Origin of the sequence: Rhizobium sp. BK512 (assembly GCF_014194915.1) — a bacterium.
Classification (GTDB): Bacteria; Pseudomonadota; Alphaproteobacteria; order Rhizobiales; family Rhizobiaceae; genus Rhizobium.
In genome coordinates this window covers 106,320-129,697 of sequence record NZ_JACIAS010000003.1, presented here as the reverse complement: position 1 = coordinate 129,697, position 23,378 = coordinate 106,320, and the positions used below count along the sequence as shown (strand labels likewise).

The following is a 23,378-nucleotide window of genomic DNA, read 5'->3' as shown; positions in this document are numbered from 1 at the left end:
CGTGGAATAGGAATGGTCAGGCGCGGGGTGGATTGAACCCCGCGCCGCTCCTGTTACTTGCAGGAAAGGTAAGTGTCCTTGAAGCTTGCCTGCAGCTTCTTCGTCAGCGCCTTCAGATCGTCCTTGTAGCTGTCGACGTTCTTGGCAGAGATCAGCAGCGTCCCGGAATCGACGAAATGCGCTGTCTGCGGCGTGGCGATCCACGGGGCATCGGCCTTGACGCTGCAGCCGCCGGCCATCTGGTCCAGCGCATAGGCGCCGATATAGGCCTGACCATAGGGGTTCTGCGCCATGGTGCCGGCGACGAAGCCATCGCGGATTCCATCGAGGATGATCTTGTCGTCATCGATGCCGACGAGTTTGATCTTCTTGTCCCCGAGGTTCTTGAGCGCGGTCGCAGCCACGACCGAGGAAATGTAGCCTGTGGCGATCAGGCCGTTGATCTTGTCTTTCTGCGCGGCAAGCAGGGCATTGATCTTCTGGTCGCCCTGTTCCTGGCTGTCGGTATCGCCGACGGTCTGCAGCAGGGTCACGGCGCCATTCGTTTCGCCGACGGCCTTTTCGACCGCCTTGACACGCAGCGTCGTGTTCGGATCGACGAGCAGGCCAGCAAGATGGACGATCGTGCCCTTGCCGCCCATCGCCTCGATCAGTGCCTTGGTCCCAAGGTAGGCCGATTGCGAAACGTCGGTTGCCAGGCAAAGGCCGACATCGGTTGGATCCTGCGCGCAGCCGCCGAGCGCGACCGAGGGAATGCTGTTGCTCTTCATTTCCGACAATATGGCGTTGACGCCGACCGCGTCACCCGGAAACACGCCGAAGCCGTTTGTGCCTTGCGCCGCGAGGCTCTCCAGAAGCTCGGTCTGGGCCTCCAGCTTCCATTCGCTCGGCACTTTGTATTCGACCGCGGCAATGCCGAAATCCTTGGCGGCATCGGCGGCGGCCTGTTCCCAGGGCGCAAAATAAGGGTGCGGACCGCCGGGAACCAGGGCGATCTTGTTGTCCGAGGCGAAAGCGCCGAGCGGCGCAAGTGCCACAGAGCATGCAAGGCCTGCAGCAATGAAACTGCGAATTGTCATGACATCCTCCCGTTTGGGCAAGCCAGTCCTCTTCCAGCATTGCCATACCCAATCGCTAACACGATCGAATATCGCATGCAATATTCGATTATTGACTTTTTTGTCATCTTCCGGTTCCATCTCGGCAGGCAATCGGCGGGAGGAGTTGATGAAGCCGCAAGAAAACCAGGCCCCGGTCGATCGATCGAGGCTTCTGCCGGAATATCGAACCCTGCTGGAGGAGATCGACGCATTGGGCGGGCCGGCTCTGGAAACGCTTTCGCCCCAGGAAGCGCGTGCCGATTCCGAGGTTCGGCTGGCGCTTCTTTGGGGGGCAAAGGACGAGGTTGCGGGTATCGAGAACCTCGAAATCCCAAACGATGAAATGAAGCTGAAGGCAAGGCTCTACCGCAGGTCTGACGCCAGGCGGACCATCCTCTTCTTCCATGGCGGCGGCTGGATGGTCGGCAGTATCGAAACCCATGACGGGCCGGTGCGAACGCTGTGCAATGCGACGCGGGCCAACGTGCTTTCGATCGAATATCGCAAGGCGCCGGAGGCGCCGTTTCCGGCGGCATTGGAGGATGCCGAAGTGGCACTCCTGTGGCTTCGAGCAAAGGGGGAGGCACTCGGGCTTGATGCAGAGAGCCTGATCCTTGCAGGCGACAGCGCCGGCGCCAGCATCTGTGCATCCCTGGCAATCCGGGCGCGGGATCTCGAAATCCCGCTTGCCGGCCAGGTTCTGGTCTATCCGGCGACCGACCTCGCAGGCACGACGGCGAGCCGGGCTGAATTTTCGAACGGTTTTTCGCTGCAGCAGTCGACGATGATCTGGTTTGCGGAAAACTATCTCTCTGGCGGCACGCCGCCTTCCGATCCGCGTGTTTCGCCGCTGCTTACCGCCGACCTCTCGAACCTGGCGCCGACCCTGCTGATTACCGCCGACCATGATCCGCTACGGGACGAAGGTCGTGCTTATGCACAGCGTTTGATTGCCGCCGGAAATGACGTCTGTTACGAGGAGTGGCAGGGGACCATCCACGGTTTCTTCATCATGGATCGCGCAGGCAAGACCGCCCGCAAACTGATCGGGCACATCGGGGAATGGGCAGAGAGCCTCTGGAAGAGACATGACGATGCCGAGCGAGGTGGAGACTGAAGCCGCCGCTGCGGTTCGGTCGGAGCCCATCTACCTGACGATCTATCAGGTTCTTCGAGACCATCTGGAACGGCGCGTTCTGACGCCGGGCCTCGTTCTCGGCCAGGCGAATGTCGCGCGCGCCTTCAATGTCAGTCGTATTCCGGCCGGTATTGCACTGGGGCGACTCCTGGGGGACGGCCTTATCCACACCTTCGAAGGGCGCGGCTACATCGTACCGGGCGGCGAGCCGCAGCGCGGCGACCTTTTTGCTGCGGGCCTCGACCTGCCTCGTTCACTCACGGTGCCGGTGGTCAATCGCCGGGAACAGATCTACCCGGAAGTCGAGCATGCCGTCGCCGTCTGTCTTGCCTATGGCCGCTTCCTGTTGAACGAGACCGCACTTGCCCAGCACTATGACGTCAGCCGCACCATCGCCCATGAGGTGCTGACACAGCTTGAGCGCAGCGGCGTCATCGAGCAGGACAGCAATAACCGGTGGTACGCCGGACCGCTCAGCGCCAAGGTTTTCCGCCACCATTACGACATGCGCCGTCTGCTGGAGCCGGAAGCTCTGCGCCAGGCCTATCCCTTGCTCGTGAGTAAGGATCTGAAGGAACGTAGGCAAAGGCTTGTTACCCTTGGTCCCTACCCGCAGGCGCCGGAAAAGCTGGAGCAGGCGGAAGCAGATCTGCATCTGGACTCGCTTGCGCCTTGCCCCAACACGGTACTTCTTTCCGCCGTGCGCCGAAGCCAGCGTGTTCTGATCGCCACCCACTCGACCTTCGCCAAGCTCCGCACCAAGGAAGAGATTTCGATGATGATTTCGGAGCATACACGTGTCTATGATGCGTTGCTCGCCAACGATATCGAGAAGGCCTGTTCAGCACTTTCCGATCACCTTCGCCGGGCGCTCGATCCCAACCTGAAGATCCTCCAGCACCTGCCCATCATGCCTTCCGGCCTGACGCCGCCCTACCTGATCCAGGTCAAGGGAGAGCGCTGACCGCTTGCGCCATCATGGGCTCGGGGTGATCGGCGCGTAAGCTGCGCCATCGACCATTGCCGGGCGCCCGGCAAGGCTCAATTCGGCAATACGCGGCGCCGAGCGGGCAATGATCTTGCCGCGGCGAATGACGGTCAGCCGGTTCGCCTTCAGCCTGAGCGCTTCCACCGGATCGCGCGCCTGCAGGATGACGAGGTCGGCATTCCCACCCTTTTCCAGGCCGTAGCCTTCGAGGCCCATGGTTTTTGCCGAATTGACGGTCAACGCATCGAAGATCTTCTTCTTGTCCTCGATGCCGGCCATTTGTGCCACATGGATCGCCATATGGCCGACCTCCAGCATGTCGCCGGAGCCCATGGAATACCAGGGGTCCATCACACAGTCATGGCCGAAGGAGACATTGAGACCGGCTTCCATCAGTTCGCGCACCCGTGTCATGCCGCGCCGCCTCGGGTATGTGTCGTGGCGTCCCTGCAGCATGATGTTGATCAGCGGATTGGGGATGACGTTGATCTGTGCCTCCGCCATCAGCGGAATGAGCTTGGAGACGTAATAATTGTCCATCGAATGCATGGAGGTCAGGTGCGAGCCGGCGACCCGGCCCTGCAGGCCGAAGCGCACCGTCTCGGCGGCAAGCGTCTCGATATGACGCGACATCGGATCGTCGGTCTCGTCGCAATGCATGTCGACGGGCAGGCCACGATCGGCGGCGATGCGGCAGAGTGCTGCGACCGAGGCTGCACCATCGGCCATGGTGCGCTCGAAATGCGGAATGCCTCCAACGATATCGAGACCCATGTCGAGCGCGCGGTTCAGGGCGTCGACGCCGCCGGGCGAGCGATAGTAGCCATCCTGCGGGAAGGCGACGAGCTGCAGGTCGAGATACGGAGCGACCTTCTCGCGCACTTCAATCAGCGCCTCGGCGGTCACCAGCCTGGGATCGCTGGTATCGACATGGCTGCGGATGGCGAGAAGCCCCTGCGAGACAGCAAGATCGCAATAGCGAAGCGCCCGCTCCACCAGGGCTTCGCGGGTGAGGATCGGCCGCAGTTCCCCCCAGAGCGCGATGCCTTCGAGAAGCGTGCCGGAGCGGTTCATGCGCGGCAGGCCGAGCGAGAGCGTCGCGTCCATGTGGAAATGCGGATCGACGAAGGGTGGGCTGACGAGCCGGTCCGTCGCATCGATTTCCTCGCCGGCACTGGCCTCGATCCTCGCCGCAACCTCGACGATTTTCCCCTTCTCTATGGCGATGTCGATGCCGTTGCGGCCATCGGGAAGATTTGCGTTTCTGATGATCAGGTCAAACATGGCGGCACCGGTCTGTTGTGGTTCTAAAGGATGGGATCACCGCTCGCCGCGGCGATAGGGCTGCATCAGCGCCTGCGGCACGCGGGCGCGTCGCGCCATCACGGCAAGAGCTGCGATCGACAGGAGATAGGGCGTCATCAGGAAAAGCTGATAGGGCACGACCCCGCCGAACACCGTCTGCAGCCGCAGCTGGAAGGCATCGAAGAAGGCAAAGAGCAGCGCGCCGAGCAGGGCCCGGCCGGGCCGCCACGAGGCGAAGACGACGAGCGCAATGGAAATCCAGCCGCGCCCCTGGACCATGGTCGGGAAGAAGCTGTTGAAGGCAGAGAGCGTCAGAAAGGCGCCGCCGACCGCCATCAAGGCGCTTCCGGCAATGATTGCACCATAACGGATCCGGATCGGGTCTATGCCCTGCGCCTCGGCGGCATGCGGGTTTTCGCCGGTCATGCGGATCGTCAGGCCGAGTGGCGTTCGGAAGATCAGATAGCCCATCGCGAGTGCCAGGAAGATCGCCAGATAGGTCGGCGCCGTCTGTGCAAAGAGCGCAGGGCCGAGGAAGGGCAGACCGGAGAGGACGGGAATATCGATCGGCTGGAAGGGCACGATCGTCGGCGGTGTGCCGGCAAGCGGCACGACCAGGCGGAAAATGAAATAACTGAGGCTGGAGGCAAAGAGCGTGATGCCGAGGCCCGTGACGTGCTGCGACAGGCCAAGCGTGACGGTCAGCAGCGCATGCAGCAGACCGAAGATCGCGCCGGCAAAGGCTGCGACCAGAAGGCCGGTCCAGAGATCGGCGCCATGAAAGACCGCGAGCCAGCCGATCATCGCCCCGAAGGTCATGATGCCTTCGATGCCGAGATTGAGCACGCCCGCCCTTTCGCAGAGCAGCGCGCCGAGCGTGCCGAAGATCAGCGGTGTCGCGATGCGCAGCACGGCGGCCCAGAGGCCTGCAGAGGAGACAATGTCGATCAGAGCCATCATCTGCGGATCCTGTATTGGGTGAAGAACAGGGCGATCAGCATGGTGAGCAGAGAGACGGCGACGGTCACGTCGGCAATATAGGTCGGTATGCCGAGCGCCCGGCTCATGCCGTCGGCGCCGACGAACACCGTGGCGGTGAAGAGGGCCGCGGCAATCACGCCGATCGGGTGCAGGTTGGCAAGCATGGCGACGATGATGCCGGAATAACCGAAGCCGGGCGAGAGATCGGTCGTTACATAACCCTTGACGCCCATCACCTCGATCGCACCGGCGAGACCCGCCAGACCGCCGGAAAGGCATGCGACTTTCACCAGCGTCATGCCAAGCGGGACGCCGGCAAAGACGGCGCCGGCAGGATTGAGACCGGCGGCGCGCGAACGCAGACCGAAGACAGTGCGCGACTGGAGAAAATATACGGCAAATGCGATGACGATGGCGATGATGAAGCCGACATGCAGCCGCGAACGCGCCACCAGCTTCGGCAGCAGCGCATGATCGCTGACCGGCATGGATTGCGGCCAGCCGAAGGCGAGCGGATCCTTCAGGACGCCATCGATCAGCATGGAGACGAAGAGCAGGGCGACAAAATTCAACAGCAGGCTGGTGACCACTTCATCGACCGAAAAGCGTAGCCGCAGCCAGAGCGGTACGAGGATCAGCACCATGCCGGCAACGGCGCCAGCGACCAGCAAAGCAGGGATGAGAAGTGCCGCCGGCAGGCCTGCCAGGAGCTTGGAGCCGAGTGCCGCAACCGTGATGGCGCCAAGATAGAACTGGCCTTCGGCGCCGATATTCCAGAGCCGGGCGCGGAAGGCGACAGCTGCGGCAAGGCCGGTCAGCATCAACGGCGTCGCTCGCGTCAGCGTCTCGGTCGCCGAAAGCCGCGTGCCGAAGGCGCCGGTCAGAATGCGCCAATAGGCTTCGAAGACAGGGGCGCCTGCGAGCGCAATCAGAATCCCGGCAATGGCGAGTGCGGCGATGACGGCACCGACAGGCGCTGCCACGACCAGGTAGAGCGGACGGTGATCGCGACGTTCAAGACGCATGCCGGGCCTCGGACATCCATTCACCTGACATCATCAGGCCGAGTTTTCGGGGATCGGCACTTTGTGCATCGATGGGGGGCGACAGACGCCCCTTGACGATCGCCTGGATGCGATCGGCAAGGCCGATCACCTCGTCCAGATCCTCCGATATCAGAAGCACGGCCGTGCCCTCCTTGCGTGCCTGCAATATCCGGGCATGGACGGCGGCGACCGCGCCCTCGTCGAGCCCACGTGTCGGCTGCGCCGCAATCAGGATCTTCGGCCTGTCATGCAGGTTGCGTCCAAGGATCAGCTTCTGCATGTTGCCGCCAGACAGAAGCCGCGTGCGCGTCGACGGGCCGCCGCCGCGAATATCGAACTCCGCGATGATCTCCTGGGCAAAGGCCATGCCGGCCTTGCGGTCGACCAGCCCATGGCGAGAGAAGCGCGGCGAGGCGATGCGCTCCAGCACGGCATTTTCCCAGACCGCGAGTTCGCCGATCGCCCCTTCCTTATTGCGGTCCTCCGGAATGCGGCCGATGCCGGCATCGATGAGACTTTCGACACTGACGTCGGTGACCGGCTGCCCGAAGAGCATGATATCGCCGCGGCTCCAGCCCACCAGTCCATTGACGAGATGGCTGAGTGTCGCCTGGCCATTCCCGGAGACGCCGATAATGCCGAGTGTCTCGCCGGCATGGAGCTGAAAGCTGATATCTCTCAGCCGCTCCTGGCCGCCGTCAGTGACGGTGACACCGACAGCCTCGAAAACGACCGCGCCGGGCGTAGACGCTTCGCGCACCGGGCGCGTCACCCGGCGGCCAACCATGAGTTCGGCGAGTTCCGCCTTGCTGGTCTCGCCGGTCCGCCGCTCGGCGACGACCTTTCCGCCGCGCAGCACGACGACGCGGTCGGCTGCACTGATCACCTCGTCAAGCTTGTGTGAAATGAAGATCAGCGACAGGCCCTGCCGGGCCATTTCCCGAAGCGTCTGGAAAAGGCGCTCCGCCTCGATATTGGTCAGCACCGCCGTCGGCTCGTCGAGGATGAGAATTCGGGCATCGTTATAGAGCGCCTTGAGGATTTCGACGCGCTGCTGCTCGCCGACCGAGAGGTCGCCGAGCCGGGCATCGGGGTTGACGCCGAGGCCGAAGCGGGATGCGATGGAGAGAAGTCTGGCGCGGCCGGCCGTTCTCTCCGATTTGAAGGACCAGAGCTTTTCCGTCCCCGTCATGACGTTTTCGAGAACGGTCAGGTTGGGCGCCAGGGAGAAATGCTGGTGCACCATGCCGATGCCGGCGCGGATCGCCGCGCGCGGCCGGCCGGCCGGCAATTCGCTGCCTTCGATATGGATCGTTCCGGCATCCGGCACATAATGGCCGAAGAGGATGCTCATCAGCGTCGTCTTGCCGGCGCCGTTTTCGCCGAGCAGGGCCAGCACTTCGCCCTTGGCGAGGCTCAGCGAAATATCGTCATTGGCCTGGATTGCGCCGAAACGCTTGCTGATATTGTCGAGCTGGAGCACGGGAGCTGATGTCATGAGGCAAGTCCCGCAATGGCATGGGGGTGGATCCAACGTTGCTCTGCTTCCAGCCGCGAGGCAAGGGCAAGCAGCAGTGGTTCGCGGCCCATCGGTGCCAGCAATTGCACAGGCAGCGGCATTCCGTCCGCATCGCTTCCAAAAGGCAGTGTCAGCGCCGGAAAGCCGGAAATATTGGCAAGACAGGCAAGTGGCGCAAAGCGCGCCATGCGGTTCAGATGCAGGTCGGTATCCTGATGGTCAGTCGGGAAGGAGCCGATCGGCAGAGGGGCTGTCGCAAGCATCGGCGTCAGCAGGCAATCGATATCGTCGAACAGGTGCCAGAGGTCATGGCTGACATGCGGCATGGTGCTGAGGCTCTGCCAGAGCGCAGTCGGCGCAAGTCTGGCCCCGCGCACCGCAAAGGCTGCCGTCAGAGATTCGGCCTTGGAGAGGTCAAGATGGAAGCTATCAACGAGCCATGCCAGATTGATTGCAATGATATCGGCGAAAATGGCGGCACTCGCGATGACACCTGCTTCAAGCCGCTGCCAGTCCACGATGACGATCTCATGTCCGTCCCCCTCGAGGCTGCGGGCCGCAGCCCCTACGGCTTGCTGCCGTGCAGCCTCGGTCGGAAAGTCGCTGCCGGTATCCGTTAGCAGGCCGATGCGCGGGCAGGGTCTTTCGTTCCTGTCGAGCGCCGGCTCCGCGTAAGGGCCAGCGGGTTTTCCATGAAGCGCGTCGAAGATAGCACCGGCATCGCGGACCGAGCGGCAGACTGCCAGCTCACTGGCGATGCCGCTAAGATGATTGCCGAAGCCCGGGCCGCCCGGAATGGCGCCGCGGCTGGGCTTCAGGCCGATTAGACCGCAACAGGCGGCGGGCACGCGTATGGAACCGCCGGCATCCGTTGCGTGGGCAATCGCCACGATCCCGGCAGCAACCGCAGCGGCAGCGCCACCGGAGGAGCCGCCCGCCGTACGGGACGGATCGAGCGGATTGCGACAGACGGGTCCGCACATGGGTTCGCTTGCGAGGGAGAGGCCGACTTCCGGGCTGGTGGTGAGACCGAAGAGGCTGAAACCGGCCTGACGAAAACGATCTGCCAGATCGGAATCGGCAGACGGATCGAGCATACCGTCGAAGAGATGCGAGCCGGCACGAACCGGAAGACCCTTGAACGGGCCGCCGAGATCCTTGGCAAGCGTTGGCACGCCGGCAAACGGCCGGACGGAGAATATGGCGGGATTGTCCCGATATTCGCGATCAAGCGCGGCGGCATTCGCGAGACCCAGATCTTCATCGAGATGACAGATCGCGCCCAGCGCATCCTTCGCCCTGGCGGCGGAAATCGCAGCTTTCATCGCTTCGGTGCAATCAAATGCACCGGTCCCGATCCGGGCGGCGAGCGCAATCGCGTCGCCGCCCGGTATAGAGCCCTTGCTTTTCTCAATCCCGTTCATGCAGATGCCGGCTTACTTCGGCTCCTCGGGCATGATCGGAACCTCAAAGGCGCCGGACTTGATGGCAGCGCGCTTGGCCTCCATCGCCGCTTCGGCTTCGGCCGGTGCGACACCCTTGACGTAGACGATATCGCTGCCGCCTTCCTTCATCAGGCCAAAGCGGGTGTAGTTGTTGCCGGTCGGCTTGCCAGCCTTCACATCGGCGATCGCGGCATTGAGGATCGGCCGGAAACCCCAGATGGCATTGGCAAAGACGGTGTCGGGATAACGCGGCGTATAGTCGATCAGCGAACCGACCGACTTGATGCCGCGCTCCTTGGCAGCGTCTGCCGTGCCGATGCGCTCGCCGAACAGGATGTCGGCACCGGCATCGATCTGGGCAAGGCCGGCCTCACGCGCCTTCGGCGGATCGAAGAAGGTGCCGATGAAGGCGACGAGGTGCTTGGCATCCGGGCGGACTTCCTTCACGCCGGCAGCAAAGGCATTCATCAGCATGTTGACTTCCGGGATCGGCAGCGCGCCGACCGAGCCGACAATGCCCGACTTCGTCATCTTGCCCGCGAGCATGCCGGCAAGATAGGCGCCGTCATGGTTCCAGGTGCCGAAGACGCCGAAATTGTCGCCCGACGGCTCGCCGCTGGAGCCCAGCATGAAAGCGGTCTTCGGATAGTCGGCGGCAACCTGGCGGGCTTCGCGCTCGACGGCATAGGCCTCGCCGACGATGAGGGCGTTGCCCTGCTCGGCATATTCGCGCATGGCACGCGGATAGTCGGTGCCCGAAACGCCTTCGGAGAAGACGTATTCGATCACGCCTTCCGAAGCGGCGTCCTGAAGGGCCTTGTGCAGACAGGAGTTCCAGGCATTTTCTACAGGCGAGGCGTGAATGCCTGCAACCTTCAGTTTTTCCTGCGCCCAGAGCTTGGGTGCAAAGGCGGTTGCACCGAGTGCCATGCCAGAGGCAAGCACCGTGCGGCGAGACATAATGATCTGATTTTTCATGAGTTCCCCTCTTTTTTACCAGATGGATAAAACTCTATGGATCGCCCAAAATTGTGTCAAGTAATGCTGCTGCGCAAAAACTAGACAATAGATGTGAGCGGCTGCACTCTGAGGCCACGGAGAGGGGCCGCTCCTATTGGTGCTGCATGACGCTCAAACCGCCATCGATCGTCAGGCAGGTGGCGTTCATGAAGGTGCACTCATCCGAGATCATGAAAACCGCCGCCATGGCGATTTCCTTCGGCGTGGCGATGCGACCGCCCGGATGCAGTTTCATGGTCTCAGCCTTTGCCTTTTCGGGATCGGCAAAGCCGTTCCAGTAATCGATGACCTTCTGGGTCGAGACGTAGCCGGGCGCGATCGCGTTCACACGCACGTTTTGAGACGCATATTCGATGCCGAGGGACTTGGTCATGCCGAGAAGCGCATGTTTGGCGAGAGGGTAGGGGAAGGTGTGGGGAATGATGGTGAAGGCGTGGGTCGAGGCGATATTGAGGATCACGCCACCACCTTCTGCGATCATCTGCGGCAGCACTGAGCGGCAGCAGTGCCAGGCACCCTTGAGATTGATGTCGAAGCATCGCTGCCACTCTTCGTCTGTCGTCTGCAATGGTTCGGCAAAGACATTGACGCCGGCATTGTTGACGAGGGCATTGATGCTGCCGATCTCGCTTGCCGCTTTTACAACGGCCGCCTTGATCGCATCGCCATCAGTGATGTCGGCTGCCTGGTAACCGAGCACGGCCCCCTTTGCAGCAAGGGCGGCAGCGGTTTCCTCGAGCAGCTTTTCATCGCGGTCGACGAGGAAGAGGCGGGCATCCTCTGCTGCGAATGCCTCGGCGATCGCCTGTCCGATCCCCTGGGCGGCACCCGTGATGAAGACCCGTTTTCCGGAAAGGCGGTTTGGCATCGTCTGTTTCCTCCTTGTGCGCGTGATAATCAGCCGATTTCCTGTGGCTGCAGACGGATCGAGCCCGCGAGGCTTTCGCCTGGCCGCAGGACGGTGAGGTCGCCGAGACCAGGAAGATTGTGCCCGTTGGCGAGATGCGACATCGGCTCGAAGCAGAAATAGTCCCTGCGAAATCCCGGGTCGAAACGCTCGTCCGACAGGAAGAGGACGGCGTGGCGGAAGATCGGGTCGGCCGTCAGGTCGAGCACTGTGCTCGTCTCGGGCCAGGTGATGCGTGCCGTACCGTTCCAGCCCTCGAATCCATTGTTGATCCAGCGCTGCGGCAGTACGGCTGCCCGCGAGAAATCGAGATCCGCGGGGATTTCGGCGGGCTCGCCCGGCAGCCAGCCCTCCGCTTCGGTCCAGAAGCGATCGGCCTTTGCCAGAAGCGTCGTGCGCTCGCTCAGCGGAAAGAAGGGATGCCAGCCAAGCCCGAAAGGCAAGGCTTCGTCACCGGTATTTTCCACCCGCATGCAGAGTTCCAGCCCGTCTGGTGTCAGTGCGAAGCTCTGCTCTGCCTGGTAGCTATAGGGCGTGCCGTCGGCTCGATGACGAAAAGCAATCCGCGCGTTGCTGCTATCCCTGGAAAGAAGGTCCCATTCCGCCAGCCAGCCATCGCCATGCAGGTAATGCGGATCCCAGTCCCTGTTCGGCCGCAGGCTGTAGTCGTGCCCCTTGAAGGTGAAGCGGTTGCCTCTGACGCGATTGCCAAAGGGCACGAGCGGATAGCAGGCAGAGGAAAGTGCATCGGCACTATCGGCCGCCGGCCGCAGAAGCGGGATTGTCAGGCCGTCCCGCAGCCAGGAATAATGAAGGAGCAGGCCGCCTGTCGTAGAAATGCGGGCCGAAAGCGCACCGCCCTGCAAATCGATGATGGCCATGAAGCGACGTCTTCTCCGCGAGATCGAGGCTGATCCGGACTGTGGCGGCACCCTATTATCGGTCACTCGAATGTCAATATATATAGGATTTATTTTCCGGCTCAGAGACGGTCAAGAGCCTGTTTCGTACCAATTTGTCGATCAACTGCGCCGCGTCGGAGACTTCAACTGCCTTTTCACCCGCGAAATCGCAGAAATAATCATACACAAATATTGACTGGTATGATGTTTGTTCATATTCAGTAGTCGCTGCCGAGTGAGCGGCAGATCAAGATTTAGGGAGAGAGATTATGCGCTTCTTCAAAGCAGCCGTCCTCGCTGGCGCCTTTGCCGTTCTGGCCGCCGGCTCCGTATTGGCGGAGGATGTCAAGATCGGGTTCATCGTGAAGCAGCCGGAAGAGCCCTGGTTCCAGGACGAATGGAAGTTCGCTGACCAGGCCGCCAAGGAAAAGGGTTTCACCGTCGTCAAGATCGGCGCCGAAGATGGCGAGAAGGTCCAGTCGGCGATCGACAACCTCGGTGCGCAGGGCGCCCAGGGCTTCATTATCTGCACGCCTGACGTCAAGCTCGGCCCCGGCATCGTTGCCAAGGCTGCCGCCAACCAGCTCAAGCTGATGACCGTCGACGACCGTCTGGTCGGCGCCGATGGCAAGGCGCTGGAAGACGTGCCGCATATGGGCATTTCCGCCACCAAGATCGGCGAAGGCGTGGGCCAGGCAATCGTCGATGAAATGAAGAAGCGCGGCTGGGACATGAAGAATGTCGGCGCGATCCGCGTTTCCTACGATCAGCTGCCGACCGCCGTCGACCGCGTCGAAGGCGCGATCTCGGTTCTGAAGGCTGCCGGCTTCCCGGCCGAAAACATCTACGACGCGCCGCAGGCCAAGACGGATACGGAAGCAGCGCTCAATGCCGCGACCACCGTTCTCAACAAGCATGCCGACGTGAAGTACTGGATCGCCTTCGGTCTCAATGACGAAGCCGTTCTCGGCGCCGTGCGCGCATCGGAATCGGTCGGCATTCCCGCGGACAACATGATCGGCGTCGGCATCGGCGGTGCGGAATCGGCGATCAACGAGTTCAAGAAGCCGTCCGCAACCGGCTTCTTCGGCACGGTCATCATCTCGCCGAAGCGTCACGGCTATGAAACCGCACTCAACATGTATGACTGGATCGCCAACGGCAAGGAGCCGGAAAAGGTCACCCTGACCTCGGGTTCCCTCGCTCTTCGTGGCGACTACGAAAAGGTTCGCAAGGACCTCGGCATCGAATAGTCATCCTCCGATGATGATTTCATCCCGGCGGCGCTATCCGCCGCCGGGCCTATTCTCGACGGAGCGATGATGGCCTTCCTCGAATTCAATTCCATTTCCAAGGGCTATCCGGGCGTCCAGGCTCTGTCCAACGTCTCCTTCGGTGTCGAAAAGGGCGCCGTGCACGGGCTGATGGGCGAAAACGGTGCCGGAAAATCCACTCTGATCCGCGTGCTCTCCGGCGACCAATCGGCTGATGAAGGCAGCATTCTCATCGATGGCGTCGAGCAGAAATACAGCTCCGTCCGCGATGCCTTCCATGCCGGCGTCATCGTCATCCATCAGGAGCTGCAGCTCGTTCCGGAACTGACGGTTGCCGAAAACCTCTGGCTCGGCCGTTTTCCCGGCAAGGCTGGTGTCATCAACGGCAAGACGCTGATCGAGACGGTGCGCGCCAGGCTCGACGAGATCGGCATCGATGTCGACCCTTCCGCAAAAGTGTCTTCTCTTTCTATCGGCGCCCGCCAGATGGTCGAGATTGCCAAGGCCGTGATGCTCGATGCGCGGGTGATCGCGCTCGACGAGCCGACCTCGTCGCTCTCCTCGCGCGAAAGCGAAATTCTCTTCACCTTGATCGGCAAGCTCAAGGCCAAGGGCACGGTCATCCTTTACGTCTCCCATCGCCTCGACGAGATCTTCCGTCTCTGCGACAGCCTGACGGTGTTGCGCGACGGCAAGCTCGCCGCCCATCATCCCAAAGTCGCCGAGACGACGCGCGAGCAGATCATTGCCGAAATGGTCGGGCGCGAGATCAGCAACATCTGGGGTTGGCGCGAGCGGCCGCTTGGCGAGGTGCGCCTCGAGGTCAAGGCCCTCTCGGGCTCCAAGCTTCGCACACCCATCGGCTTCTCCGTCCGCAAGGGCGAAATTCTTGGTTTCTTCGGCCTGATCGGTGCGGGTCGAAGCGAGATGGCGCGGCTGCTCTATGGTGCCGACCATCGCCATCAAGGCAGCGTCACAATCGACGGCGTGGCTGTTTCCCCCAACAACCCGAAGGCGGCGATCAGCGCCGGCATGGTGCTCTGCCCGGAGGATCGCAAATTCGACGGCATCATTCAGGGCCGGTCGATCGAGGAAAATATCGCCATCTCCTCGCGTCGCCACTTCTCGCCCTTCGGTGTCCTGAACCCGAAGAAGGAAGCCTCGGTCGCCGAGCAGTTCATTGCCAAGCTTCGGGTGCGCACACCCTCGCGCAAGCAGGACATCATCAATCTCTCCGGCGGTAACCAGCAGAAGGTCATCCTCGGCCGCTGGCTCTCCGAACAGGGCGTCAAGGTACTTGTTGTCGACGAGCCGACGCGCGGCATCGATGTCGGCGCCAAGTCGGAAATCTATGAAATCCTCTACGAACTCGCCGCCGGCGGCATGGCGATCGTCGTCATCTCCAGCGAGTTGCCCGAGGTCATGGGCATTTCCGATCGCATCATGGTCATGTGCCAGGGCCGCGTCGCCGCCAGTGTGGCGCGCGCCGATTTCGACGAACGCAGCATTCTGACCGCGGCGCTGCCCGACAAGAATGCCGCCGGCACAATCTAATTTCAGGAAGAGCAGTCATGAACGCGTTGAAAAAAATCCTTCTCGGCGAACAGGGTCTGGTGGTGATCTTCGCGATCGCCTTCGTGATCGTCTCGCTGACCGTGCCGAGCTTCCTGACCGAACGCAATATGCTGGGCCTCCTTCAGTCCGTGGTGACGATCGGGATCGTTGCCTGCACCATGATGTTCTGCCTTGCCTCGCGCGACTTCGACCTCTCGGTCGGCTCCACTGTCGCCTTTTCCGGCATGATCGCCGTGATGGTGTCGAACTCGACCGGCTCCATTCCGCTTGGCCTGCTGGCAGCTCTGATCTGCGGCAGCATCGTCGGCGTCGTCAATGGCGTGGTCATTGCCCGCTTCCGCATCAACGCGCTGATCACCACGCTCGCCACCATGCAGATCGTCCGCGGTCTCGCGTTGATCGCGTCCGATGGGCGCGCCGTCGGCATCAACGATCCGGCCTTCTACCAGCTGGCGCTGTCGCGTTTCCTGACGGTGCCGACGCCCATCTGGATCATGATCCTGCTCTTCATCGTCTTCGGCTTCGTGCTGAACCGCACCGTCTTCGGCAAGAACACGCTGGCGATTGGCGGCAATCCGGAAGCTTCGCGCCTTGCCGGCGTCAATGTCGTCAACATGCGTATCTGGATCTTCGCGCTGCAGGGTCTCGTCTGCGCCATCGCCGGCATCCTGCTCGCATCGCGCATCACCTCCGGCCAGCCGAATGCGGCCACCGGGCTTGAGCTTTCCGTCATCTCGGCCTGCGTGCTCGGCGGCGTGTCGCTTGCCGGCGGACGGGCGGCGATGACTGGCGTGATCGTCGGCGTGCTGATCATGGGCATTGCCGAAAACGTCATGAACCTGCTCAACATTCAGGCCTTCTATCAATATGTGGTGCGCGGTCTTATTTTGCTGATCGCCGTCCTGCTCGACAATATGCGCTCGTCGGCTGCCGGGCGCGGCAGCCGTGCGTGATGATCGGATTTCTTGGGAGAAGCCTGCTGAGCCTGAGGTTGTCCATTGATGAGAAAGCATGACGCTGCTCATGGTGACAACAAGACCAGCGGTATGGGGGACGTTATGAGCACGCGATCGGGACTTCTGCGAACGGGAAGTGCGGTGGCCAAACCCGAACAGGGACGCCGCACGGTGCGGGAAGAGCTTTTGAAGAAGCTCATCGGCCAGATCGTGTCGGGCGATATTGCCGAAGGATCGTTGTTGCCGAATGAAGCCGAGCTCTCCGAGGTCTATGGTGTCAGCCGCACCAGCCTGCGCGAGGCCATGCAATATCTCTCGGCGCTCGGCATGGTGCGCTCGCGCACCCGTGCCGGCACCAGCGTGCTGCCGCGCGAGAACTGGAACTATCTCGATCCGCTGGTCCTCGATGCAACGCTCGAATTCAGCGATGACCGCGGTTTCTACGATTCCCTGCTCGACGCTCGCCAGTTGCTGGAGCCCGCGGCTGCCGCACAGGCGGCTGCGAACGCCACAGCCAAGCAGCTCGCCCAGATCGCCGCAGCCTTCGAGGACATGGTGGCGGCCAACGCCCGCGACAATGAGGCCTGGAGCCAGGCCGACCTCGAATTTCATACCGCCATCATCAATGCGAGCGGCAACTGGGTCTTCCGCCAGTTCGCCACCGCCATCCGCGCCGCCCTGCTTGCAAGCTTCCGCCTTACGAACCGGGCAAGCCAGAGCCACGACTACGCCATCGCCCGGCACCAGGACGTGCTCGATGCGATCCGCATGCGCCGGCCAGATGCGGCGCGCTTTGCGATGGAGCAATTGATCGGCACGGCCCGCATGGAGTTGAGCGACGCTCTTCGCGTCAGCAAGCCGGGCAAGCAGGAATAGGTGCTGACACCTCAGTCCGGCAAAGGAACATTCAAAATTCCGTCTGCCGACAGAAAGTATATAGTGTTTGAAGTCGCCTGACGGATTCGCTAGTAGACGGGTATAAACTCGGCTGCTTGAAAGGAAAACCGAAGCGTGGACGAGATCGAAAAACTGCAAACGCACCGGCGCGGCTCCGGCGTATCGACGGTTTACGAGACGCTTCGAAACGAGATCATCGAGTTGAAGCTGCCGCCGGGCAGCCCGATCGACGAACAGCAATTGTCCGATCGGTTTGCGCTATCGCGAACACCGATCCGCGAGGCACTCGTACGGCTTGCCGCCGAAGGCCTGATCACGACGCTCACCAACCGCGCGACGATCGTCTCGAACATCGATTTTCTCGGCCTGCCGGAATTTTTCGATGCGCTGACGCTGATGTATCGGGTGACGACGCGGCTTGCAGCCGCCAACCACTCCGAAGGTGATATCGCCGTCATCCGCGTTCAACAGAAGGCCTTCGAGATTGCGGTCACCGACCGCGATGTCGTCGGCATGATTTCGACCAATCGCGACTTCCATATCGCGATCGCGCAGGCCGGCCGCAACCGCTATTACGTCGAACTCTTCACGCGGCTGCTGGACGAAGGACGTCGCATTCTCAGGCTCTACTATTCTTCCTTCAACGATGTCCTGCCGCGCCAGTATGTCGGCGAGCACGAGGAGATGATCCAGGCGATCATCAAGCGCGACCTGGCGCTCGCCGATAGTCTCGCATCTGCCCATGCCGACCAGATCGTCCGGCAGATTCGCTCCTACATTACCGCCGATTCCCGCCACAATGCCGGCCTGGCGCTCTAGCCGCTCACTTCCGATTATTTCCCTGCCGCCGGAACCGACCCAGGTCATGGTTATGAAAATTCCTGTTTGTATTTTTCTTGTCGACAAGAAGTCGGCAAACTGTTAATTCCTTATCAACCCCGCCATTGGGGAGTTTCCAGAGAACGAGAGATTGACGATGACTGGTTCCGTATTCCAAGGCTGCATCCCGGCGCTGATGACGCCCTGCAAGGATGACCGTACCCCTGACTTCGACGCGCTCGCCCGCAAGGGCAAGGAATTGATCGACCTCGGCATGTCCGCCGTCGTCTATTGCGGCTCGATGGGCGACTGGCCGCTGCTGACGGACGAACAACGCCAGGAGGGTGTCAAGCGCCTCGTCGAGGCCGGCGTTCCGGTCATTGTCGGCACCGGTGCCGTCAATACCAAGTCTGCCGCAGCCCATGCCGCCCATGCCGCGGCGGTCGGCGCCAAGGGACTGATGGTCATTCCGCGCGTCCTGTCGCGTGGCTCGTCCGTTTCGGCCCAGCGGGATCATTTTTCGGCGATCCTGGAGGCTGCGAAGGGCCTTCCGGCAGTCATCTACAATAGCCCCTATTACGGCTTTGCAACGCGCGCCGATCTGTTTTTCGATCTGCGCTCGCGCTTCTCGAACCTCGTCGGTTTCAAGGAGTTCGGCGGCAAAAGCGACATGACATATGCGGCCGAAAACATCACGTCGGGCGATGATGCGCTGACGCTGATGGTCGGTGTCGATACCGGCGTCTATCATGGTTTCGTCAATTGCGGCGCAGGCGGCGCCATCACCGGCATCGGCAACGCGCTGCCGAAGGAAGTGCTGCACCTCGTTTCGCTTTGCGAGAAGGCCGCCAAGGGTGACGCAGTGGCTCGCAGCGCCGCCCGCGAGCTTGAAGAGGCGCTGACGGTTCTGTCGACCTATGACGAAGGTCCAGATCTCGTGCTGCACTACAAGTATCTGATGGTGCTGAATGGCGAGAAGGAATACACGCTGCACTTCAACGAGACCGACAAGCTGAGCAACTCGCAGCGCCGTCATCTCGAAAACCAGTATCGCCTGTTCAAGAGCTGGTACGCAGCACGTTATCCGAACGCCGCCTGAGCCTGCCGGGAGTGCCGGAGGCCCCGCAGCTTCCGGCGAGGCCAAAACGGGCGGCGCCCTGTCAGGTGGGCGTCGCACCGGCGGCAAATGAATTGACCTTGGTCAGGCCGCTTGATGCCGGTCAGTTTGCCACATCGCTGGCGGCCAGGGAGTGGACCAGCATCGTCAGATTGCGTCGGATCTTCACATCGGAGATCCGTCCGATTTCTTCCACGAGATGGGCTGCCTCGTCCTCGACGCCAGCGCCCGCCTCCGTTTCGACGCCGTTGACGAACCAGCCGGCATCCACCTTCATGAAGTCGCATAGCCGCAGCATGACTGCGACGGACAGTCGGTTTGTACCATTCTCGTATTTCTGGATCTGCTGAAACGCGACGCCGATATGCGCGGCGAGTTCGCTCTGCGTGACGCCGCGAGCGGCGCGCACCGAGCGTAATCTTTGGCCGATCGCCAAATTCAGTTCCTGATCTTTCATACCTGTCCTTGAGAATACTTCCGTCGACTGCAGGTCTTTCGGGCTCTCTTTACATGATCGGCTTTTGAGGTCCACCTCCATCTGTCAAAAGCGTCAGTTGTTCTTTGAGTTGCCGTTGTTCTGTTTCGGAAAGCCGCGCAATCTCATTTTCGACGAAGCTCGCAATGGCCCGCGGGTCGTCGCCGAACCGGCGTGCCCCTTCCGCACAGAGCGCAATAATGGTTGCCATCGGACTGGCAGGGTCCGTCATATTTGAAATCCCCCCTGAAATCTTCGTCCTTCGCGCAGCACGCGTTCTGCGGTTGAAGTGGGTTGTACAGACAAAGAGGCGGACCGATGGTGAACAAATATCCTAATCTTCGATGCCAAGTCGCAACGACCCCGGATCACGTTCGGGATGCGATGATCTTGAGAAGCATCTGCTTTGTCCATGAGCACGGTATCTCGCCCTCCTTCATCTTCGACGGCAACGATCATCAGGCCACGCATTTCGTCTTTTATGATGGCGAAGAGCCGGTTGGTTCGCTTCGCATCCGCTGGTTCGCTGATTTTGCCAAGTATGAACGAACCTGCTTCCGCGAAAAGTACCGGCACCCTTTTACGGTTAAGCGTTGCATTCAGATGACCTTCGATCATGTGGCGCGCAAGGGCTATACGAAGGTTCTGACCCAGGCGGAGCAGCGTCTTGCACGGTTGTGGACCATCCTCTTCGACCTGGAGATCGTCGACAGCCCGCCGGTGGAAATCGCCGGCCATCCGGAGCCCTATCTGACCGTCGTCGGCACGATCCCCGCATCATCTGATCCGATTACCATGGAAAGCAGCAGCGCCCTGCTGTTGCGCGTCGAAGGTCAATGGGACGCCCCAAGTTCGTTTGAGACAGCATGACAATGGCAGGTTTTGGCAATGCGGGCGACAGGTCCGCAACGGCTGCGCTACAGGAAGAAATCCTGACGCGCACGAAACTCCACACCGAAATGGTACGTCGTCTCATCAATGATCCGACCGTACAGCCGATTGAGCTGGCCGGCTTCCTGGAGGACGTCGCGAATGCCTATCTTTCGATTTCGGAAGAGCTCAGCCAAATTGTGAAGGCGGCGGAGGGGCGATAGTTTCGAGCATCTTGCGCAGGCTTTCTTCCTGCTCATGCTGCCCGGACGGGAAGGTCAGGCCGGTGCTGAACGACGGATTGCTCCTGAAGATATCGACAATCCAGTCATAGACGGCGGCTACCGGCCTCGATTGCCGTCGATTGGCAACCGAGATCAGATAGATGGGCAGGGCGACATGCACGCCGAGGTCAAGCGGCACGAGTTCAGGATCTGCAAGCACGTAGTTGCCGAGCAACCCCACGCCGGCGCCGTTACGGACGAGAGCAAAATAGGCGAGCGAATTTTCGCAATTGTGCGTCTGGTGGCCGGCTTCGACAAGGCGGCGCCAGCCATCCCAGATCTCCCGTTCGGAAGCATAATAGTTGCACTGCACGTAGACATGCTGGGAAACGAACTGGCGCTGCGGAACCCCGGATTTCTTCAGATAATCACGGCTGGCAATCGGAACGAGATGAAGAGTGCCAATCTCGACGCAATCGACATCCGCCCGCGAAATCGGCGAGAGCGAGATCATCAGATCGGCCTGGTTCTTCTCGAAGTTGACGAGCGACACCTGTTCCCGGATGTCGAGGTTGAGCCGGGGATAGTTGTCGTTCAGACGGGGCACGGCGGGACCGACGATGGCGACGGCGAGGCCGGATGTTACGCTGACGGCAACCCGTCCGGTAACGGCGTCCATCTCGTCCTTCAGGTCGTTGGAAAGGGCAAACAGCTGGAAATCAAGCTCTGCAACCTGGATGGCGAGTTTGCGCCCGGTTTCCGTCAGCGTGACGCCGGAAAAGGTCGAGATGACAAGCTGCGAACCGATCTGGTCCTGGAGGCGCTTCACGTCGCGACTGACCGTCGGCGCACTCGTGCCGAGCAGCTCAGCTGCCTGGGCAAAGGAAGGGCTTTTGGCGACGGCGAGAAAGGTTCTGAGCTCGCGCCAGATTGGCTGCGAAAGCAGACCCCTGATTTCGAGTGGCGATTTATCCAGATCGGCACGTTCGCTGCCGAATGGAAGAGGAGGGAAGGGTTTGTTCACGACCGTCTCGCGTATTAGTGGAGGCGCAACAATATACTTAATCTGGGATTACGGGCAATTGTTGAAGAATCGCAGCTTATCGGTGCGCCGGTCGCCGTTTAGTGGTCGCGATCGCTAATTCTAGTCGCAACTTTTGGGACGCTACTTATAGGGTGTGTAGATATACTTCGGAGATCGGGAAATGCTATCGTTTATCTATCCACAATCGCATAAAGCATTTCGTTTACGCAACTCATAGGGTGTGTTAGCGTTTTCGTAGCGGGCAAGATCCGATTCAACATTCCGTTTCGAGATCGATGCAGGCGGACCTGCTCGATCGCGAAACTTTCGCCAGGCTCGGAGGCAAATCAAGGCGATGGCCGATGGAATTTCTGATATGAATGACAGCAATGGTCCGGTGGGATTTCTGCGACTTTTCCGTCTCATTTCTGCGGCGAGAAAGAGCGCCTCATCGTTGGAGCTCATGGATCTCGTGCGGCTGATGGACATGGCGCTCATGCAGACGGCGCTCGATTGGGAAGGGCTTGATGCCGAGAACCTGGATGAGCGGGCTTTCCTCAACCTCATCCGCGAGAAGCGGGAAATTGCCGACAGGCCGCATCTACACGCTGTCCCGAACTGACGTGATCATCACCAGCTTCCGAGGGTCGCAGGAGCTGTGTTCAGATCTTTGCAAAGGAAAAGGCGTTGATTGGGAGGTCGGTCTGCCCATCGATGGCAAGATCCGCCAGGATTTCGCCGATGACGCTCGTGAACTTGAAGCCGTGGCCGGAGCAGGGCGAGGCAACGACAACGTTCTTTTCGCCGGGCATGTGGTCTAGAAGAAAATCCTCGCTCGGCAGCATCGTATAACGGCAGGTCGTTGCCTTCACGCGAAGGCCGGCCGCGCCCGGAACCCGCTTTCTGATAAATCCGTCAAGCAGGGCCCTGTCGGCGTCATTGACGGGCGGGTTCGGCTGGTCGGGATCGATCGGTTCGCGGAAATGTGCGTGTTTGCCGATCTTCACGCCGTCAACCCCGATGGCCGGGAAACCGAAATAGGAGCCCTCCGTACCTTCATCCCGCAGGAAGCAGGGCATCCTCTGCGGCTGAGTGGCAAAACCATCCTGCGGCTGATACCAGGCGACCACCTGACGGATCGGTACGGCTGCCCGCCTGAGCTGCGGCACGAGTTCGGCAATCCACGAGCCGGTCGCCACCACGATCTTTCTTGCCCGATACTGTCCGGTCTCGGAGATGATTGTCACGCCGCCGTCATCGGGCTCGATTGCCGTGATCTTCTCACCGAAGTGCAGAACCGCGCCACCCTGTGCGGCGAGCTTCAGATAGCCCATGACTGCGGCTTCGGGGCGAAGATAGCCGCCCTGCGGATCAAGCAGGCCGATCTCGTGGTCATCTAGCTGGAAGGCTGGAAAGCGCCGCGCCATTTCCGCCTTGTCCAGCGCCTCATGGGCAAGACCGTGCAGCTCGCAGGAGGCACGCGTACCGCCGACGACCTTGCCGTCGGGGGCGCCGATCTGCAGCACGCCCGTGATCGTCAGGATATCGGTGCGCAGCCGCGCTTCCAGCGATCGCCAGTTCTGATAGGCGCGTTTGAGCAGCGGCACATAGGAAGGATCTTCGAAATAACCGAGCCGGATAAGGCGGCTGTCACCATGCGACGAACTCAACGCATGGGCGGGGAAATACGCGTCAAAACCAATCGCCTTGACACCGCGATCCGCAAGAAAGGCGAGCGCAGCACTCCCCATGGCGCCGAGGCCGATAACGGCGACGTCGAAGCTGGCGTTCATGAA

Annotated in this window: 24 protein-coding genes; 11 read left to right on the top strand and 13 right to left on the bottom strand. The window is 61.1% G+C overall.

The features are described 5' to 3' along the window. Positions 1–53 precede the first annotated feature (53 nt). Positions 54–1,079 carry a sugar ABC transporter substrate-binding protein gene (locus FHX06_RS11550; RefSeq protein ID WP_112542048.1) on the bottom strand — a complete coding sequence of 342 codons (1,026 nt, stop codon included), beginning with the start codon at positions 1,077–1,079 and terminating at the stop codon, positions 54–56. A gap of 148 nt (positions 1,080–1,227) precedes the next feature. On the opposite strand from FHX06_RS11550, the gene FHX06_RS11545 reads away from it, so the two are divergent. Both FHX06_RS11545 and FHX06_RS11540 read left to right on the top strand, forming a co-directional pair. Next, a complete protein-coding gene (locus FHX06_RS11545) occupies positions 1,228–2,217 on the top strand; it encodes an alpha/beta hydrolase (RefSeq protein ID WP_113211033.1) in 990 nt (329 codons plus the stop codon). Continuing rightward, entirely contained in the window at positions 2,189–3,202 is a 1,014-nt protein-coding gene (locus tag FHX06_RS11540; RefSeq protein ID WP_113211034.1) for a GntR family transcriptional regulator, read from the top strand. The genes FHX06_RS11545 and FHX06_RS11540 overlap by 29 nt, the downstream gene beginning before the upstream one ends. Before the next feature lie 12 nt (positions 3,203–3,214). On the opposite strand, the gene FHX06_RS11535 is transcribed toward FHX06_RS11540, so the two are convergent. The 8 genes from FHX06_RS11535 to FHX06_RS11500 all read right to left on the bottom strand — a co-directional run bounded on the left by FHX06_RS11535 (position 3,215) and on the right by FHX06_RS11500 (position 12,330). Then, positions 3,215–4,510 carry an amidohydrolase family protein gene (locus tag FHX06_RS11535; protein ID WP_113211035.1) on the bottom strand — a complete coding sequence of 432 codons (1,296 nt, stop codon included), beginning with the start codon at positions 4,508–4,510 and terminating at the stop codon, positions 3,215–3,217. Positions 4,511–4,546: 36 nt separating this feature from the next. Beyond that, positions 4,547–5,491, bottom strand: coding sequence for an ABC transporter permease (locus FHX06_RS11530; RefSeq protein WP_113013800.1), 945 nt, complete (start codon positions 5,489–5,491; stop codon positions 4,547–4,549). Continuing rightward, complete coding sequence (locus tag FHX06_RS11525; protein WP_113202273.1) at positions 5,488–6,537, bottom strand: ABC transporter permease; 1,050 nt, start codon at positions 6,535–6,537, stop codon at positions 5,488–5,490. Before FHX06_RS11525 ends, FHX06_RS11530 begins: the two co-directional genes overlap by 4 nt. After that, on the bottom strand, positions 6,527–8,056 hold the full coding sequence (locus FHX06_RS11520; RefSeq protein ID WP_183879326.1) for an ABC transporter ATP-binding protein: 1,530 nt from the start codon (positions 8,054–8,056) through the stop codon (positions 6,527–6,529). The genes FHX06_RS11525 and FHX06_RS11520 overlap by 11 nt, the downstream gene beginning before the upstream one ends. After that, positions 8,053–9,501 carry an amidase gene (locus FHX06_RS11515; RefSeq protein ID WP_113211037.1) on the bottom strand — a complete coding sequence of 483 codons (1,449 nt, stop codon included), beginning with the start codon at positions 9,499–9,501 and terminating at the stop codon, positions 8,053–8,055. Before FHX06_RS11515 ends, FHX06_RS11520 begins: the two co-directional genes overlap by 4 nt. Before the next feature lie 12 nt (positions 9,502–9,513). After that, positions 9,514–10,500 carry a BMP family protein gene (locus FHX06_RS11510; protein ID WP_112542056.1) on the bottom strand — a complete coding sequence of 329 codons (987 nt, stop codon included), beginning with the start codon at positions 10,498–10,500 and terminating at the stop codon, positions 9,514–9,516. Between the two features lie 133 nt (positions 10,501–10,633). Then, complete coding sequence (locus tag FHX06_RS11505; RefSeq protein ID WP_113148021.1) at positions 10,634–11,410, bottom strand: SDR family oxidoreductase; 777 nt, start codon at positions 11,408–11,410, stop codon at positions 10,634–10,636. Between the two features lie 29 nt (positions 11,411–11,439). Continuing rightward, positions 11,440–12,330 (bottom strand): aldose 1-epimerase, encoded by an 891-nt coding sequence (locus tag FHX06_RS11500; protein ID WP_113148022.1) that lies wholly within the window; start codon positions 12,328–12,330, stop codon positions 11,440–11,442. 290 nt (positions 12,331–12,620) lie between these two features. Here FHX06_RS11500 and FHX06_RS11495 point away from each other — a divergent pair, with 290 nt between their 5' ends. The 6 genes from FHX06_RS11495 (at position 12,621) to FHX06_RS11470 (ending at position 18,971) form a co-directional block, all read left to right on the top strand. After that, positions 12,621–13,604 (top strand): arabinose ABC transporter substrate-binding protein, encoded by a 984-nt coding sequence (locus tag FHX06_RS11495; protein ID WP_113148023.1) that lies wholly within the window; start codon positions 12,621–12,623, stop codon positions 13,602–13,604. 69 nt (positions 13,605–13,673) lie between these two features. Next, positions 13,674–15,179: an L-arabinose ABC transporter ATP-binding protein AraG gene (gene araG / locus FHX06_RS11490; RefSeq protein WP_113211039.1), complete on the top strand. Its 1,506-nt coding sequence runs from the start codon at positions 13,674–13,676 to the stop codon at positions 15,177–15,179. Between the two features lie 17 nt (positions 15,180–15,196). Continuing rightward, positions 15,197–16,153 (top strand): L-arabinose ABC transporter permease AraH, encoded by a 957-nt coding sequence (araH, locus tag FHX06_RS11485; protein ID WP_018115412.1) that lies wholly within the window; start codon positions 15,197–15,199, stop codon positions 16,151–16,153. Positions 16,154–16,258: 105 nt separating this feature from the next. Then, on the top strand, positions 16,259–17,032 hold the full coding sequence (locus FHX06_RS11480; protein ID WP_029616509.1) for a FadR/GntR family transcriptional regulator: 774 nt from the start codon (positions 16,259–16,261) through the stop codon (positions 17,030–17,032). 135 nt (positions 17,033–17,167) lie between these two features. After that, entirely contained in the window at positions 17,168–17,872 is a 705-nt protein-coding gene (locus tag FHX06_RS11475) for a GntR family transcriptional regulator (RefSeq protein WP_183879324.1), read from the top strand. Positions 17,873–18,029: 157 nt separating this feature from the next. Next, positions 18,030–18,971, top strand: a complete 942-nt coding sequence (locus tag FHX06_RS11470; protein WP_018115409.1) for a dihydrodipicolinate synthase family protein — start codon at positions 18,030–18,032, stop codon at positions 18,969–18,971. A gap of 121 nt (positions 18,972–19,092) precedes the next feature. Here FHX06_RS11470 and FHX06_RS11465 read toward each other — a convergent pair whose 3' ends face one another. Both FHX06_RS11465 and FHX06_RS11460 read right to left on the bottom strand, forming a co-directional pair. After that, positions 19,093–19,446, bottom strand: a complete 354-nt coding sequence (locus tag FHX06_RS11465; protein ID WP_018115408.1) for a helix-turn-helix domain-containing protein — start codon at positions 19,444–19,446, stop codon at positions 19,093–19,095. Positions 19,447–19,495: 49 nt separating this feature from the next. Next, positions 19,496–19,696: a hypothetical protein gene (locus tag FHX06_RS11460; protein ID WP_018115407.1), complete on the bottom strand. Its 201-nt coding sequence runs from the start codon at positions 19,694–19,696 to the stop codon at positions 19,496–19,498. Between the two features lie 152 nt (positions 19,697–19,848). Between FHX06_RS11460 and FHX06_RS11455 the strand changes: the two genes are divergently transcribed. Both FHX06_RS11455 and FHX06_RS11450 read left to right on the top strand, forming a co-directional pair. Beyond that, positions 19,849–20,334 (top strand): hypothetical protein, encoded by a 486-nt coding sequence (locus FHX06_RS11455; protein WP_018115406.1) that lies wholly within the window; start codon positions 19,849–19,851, stop codon positions 20,332–20,334. Then, on the top strand, positions 20,331–20,558 hold the full coding sequence (locus FHX06_RS11450) for a hypothetical protein (protein WP_112542063.1): 228 nt from the start codon (positions 20,331–20,333) through the stop codon (positions 20,556–20,558). The genes FHX06_RS11455 and FHX06_RS11450 overlap by 4 nt, the downstream gene beginning before the upstream one ends. Here FHX06_RS11450 and FHX06_RS11445 read toward each other — a convergent pair. Further along, positions 20,524–21,582, bottom strand: a complete 1,059-nt coding sequence (locus FHX06_RS11445; protein ID WP_018115404.1) for a LysR family transcriptional regulator — start codon at positions 21,580–21,582, stop codon at positions 20,524–20,526. The two genes, FHX06_RS11450 and FHX06_RS11445, sit on opposite strands and share 35 nt — an antisense overlap. 376 nt (positions 21,583–21,958) lie before the next feature. Between FHX06_RS11445 and FHX06_RS11440 the strand changes: the two genes are divergently transcribed. After that, complete coding sequence (locus tag FHX06_RS11440; protein WP_112542210.1) at positions 21,959–22,204, top strand: hypothetical protein; 246 nt, start codon at positions 21,959–21,961, stop codon at positions 22,202–22,204. Between the two features lie 40 nt (positions 22,205–22,244). Here FHX06_RS11440 and solA read toward each other — a convergent pair whose 3' ends face one another. Then, a complete protein-coding gene (solA, locus tag FHX06_RS11435) occupies positions 22,245–23,375 on the bottom strand; it encodes an N-methyl-L-tryptophan oxidase (protein WP_183879322.1) in 1,131 nt (376 codons plus the stop codon). Positions 23,376–23,378 lie beyond the last annotated feature (3 nt).

Excerpts from the sequence above, each read along its gene's own strand:
- FHX06_RS11450 (WP_112542063.1), top strand. The coding sequence starts at position 20,331 with ATGACAATGGCAGGTTTTGGCAATGCGGGCGACAGGTCCGCAACGGCT.
- FHX06_RS11535 (WP_113211035.1), bottom strand. The coding sequence starts at position 4,510 with ATGTTTGACCTGATCATCAGAAACGCAAATCTTCCCGATGGCCGCAAC.
- FHX06_RS11550 (WP_112542048.1), bottom strand. The coding sequence starts at position 1,079 with ATGACAATTCGCAGTTTCATTGCTGCAGGCCTTGCATGCTCTGTGGCA.
- FHX06_RS11545 (WP_113211033.1), top strand. The coding sequence starts at position 1,228 with ATGAAGCCGCAAGAAAACCAGGCCCCGGTCGATCGATCGAGGCTTCTG.
- FHX06_RS11530 (WP_113013800.1), bottom strand. The coding sequence starts at position 5,491 with ATGATGGCTCTGATCGACATTGTCTCCTCTGCAGGCCTCTGGGCCGCC.
- FHX06_RS11505 (WP_113148021.1), bottom strand. The coding sequence starts at position 11,410 with ATGCCAAACCGCCTTTCCGGAAAACGGGTCTTCATCACGGGTGCCGCC.
- FHX06_RS11515 (WP_113211037.1), bottom strand. The coding sequence starts at position 9,501 with ATGAACGGGATTGAGAAAAGCAAGGGCTCTATACCGGGCGGCGACGCG.
- FHX06_RS11460 (WP_018115407.1), bottom strand. The coding sequence starts at position 19,696 with ATGACGGACCCTGCCAGTCCGATGGCAACCATTATTGCGCTCTGTGCG.
- FHX06_RS11525 (WP_113202273.1), bottom strand. The coding sequence starts at position 6,537 with ATGCGTCTTGAACGTCGCGATCACCGTCCGCTCTACCTGGTCGTGGCA.
- FHX06_RS11540 (WP_113211034.1), top strand. The coding sequence starts at position 2,189 with ATGACGATGCCGAGCGAGGTGGAGACTGAAGCCGCCGCTGCGGTTCGG.
- araH (WP_018115412.1), top strand. The coding sequence starts at position 15,197 with ATGAACGCGTTGAAAAAAATCCTTCTCGGCGAACAGGGTCTGGTGGTG.
- FHX06_RS11480 (WP_029616509.1), top strand. The coding sequence starts at position 16,259 with ATGAGCACGCGATCGGGACTTCTGCGAACGGGAAGTGCGGTGGCCAAA.
- FHX06_RS11500 (WP_113148022.1), bottom strand. The coding sequence starts at position 12,330 with ATGGCCATCATCGATTTGCAGGGCGGTGCGCTTTCGGCCCGCATTTCT.
- FHX06_RS11440 (WP_112542210.1), top strand. The coding sequence starts at position 21,959 with ATGAATGACAGCAATGGTCCGGTGGGATTTCTGCGACTTTTCCGTCTC.
- FHX06_RS11520 (WP_183879326.1), bottom strand. The coding sequence starts at position 8,056 with ATGACATCAGCTCCCGTGCTCCAGCTCGACAATATCAGCAAGCGTTTC.
- araG (WP_113211039.1), top strand. The coding sequence starts at position 13,674 with ATGGCCTTCCTCGAATTCAATTCCATTTCCAAGGGCTATCCGGGCGTC.
- FHX06_RS11465 (WP_018115408.1), bottom strand. The coding sequence starts at position 19,446 with ATGAAAGATCAGGAACTGAATTTGGCGATCGGCCAAAGATTACGCTCG.
- FHX06_RS11510 (WP_112542056.1), bottom strand. The coding sequence starts at position 10,500 with ATGAAAAATCAGATCATTATGTCTCGCCGCACGGTGCTTGCCTCTGGC.
- FHX06_RS11470 (WP_018115409.1), top strand. The coding sequence starts at position 18,030 with ATGACTGGTTCCGTATTCCAAGGCTGCATCCCGGCGCTGATGACGCCC.
- FHX06_RS11455 (WP_018115406.1), top strand. The coding sequence starts at position 19,849 with ATGATCTTGAGAAGCATCTGCTTTGTCCATGAGCACGGTATCTCGCCC.
- solA (WP_183879322.1), bottom strand. The coding sequence starts at position 23,375 with ATGAACGCCAGCTTCGACGTCGCCGTTATCGGCCTCGGCGCCATGGGG.
- FHX06_RS11495 (WP_113148023.1), top strand. The coding sequence starts at position 12,621 with ATGCGCTTCTTCAAAGCAGCCGTCCTCGCTGGCGCCTTTGCCGTTCTG.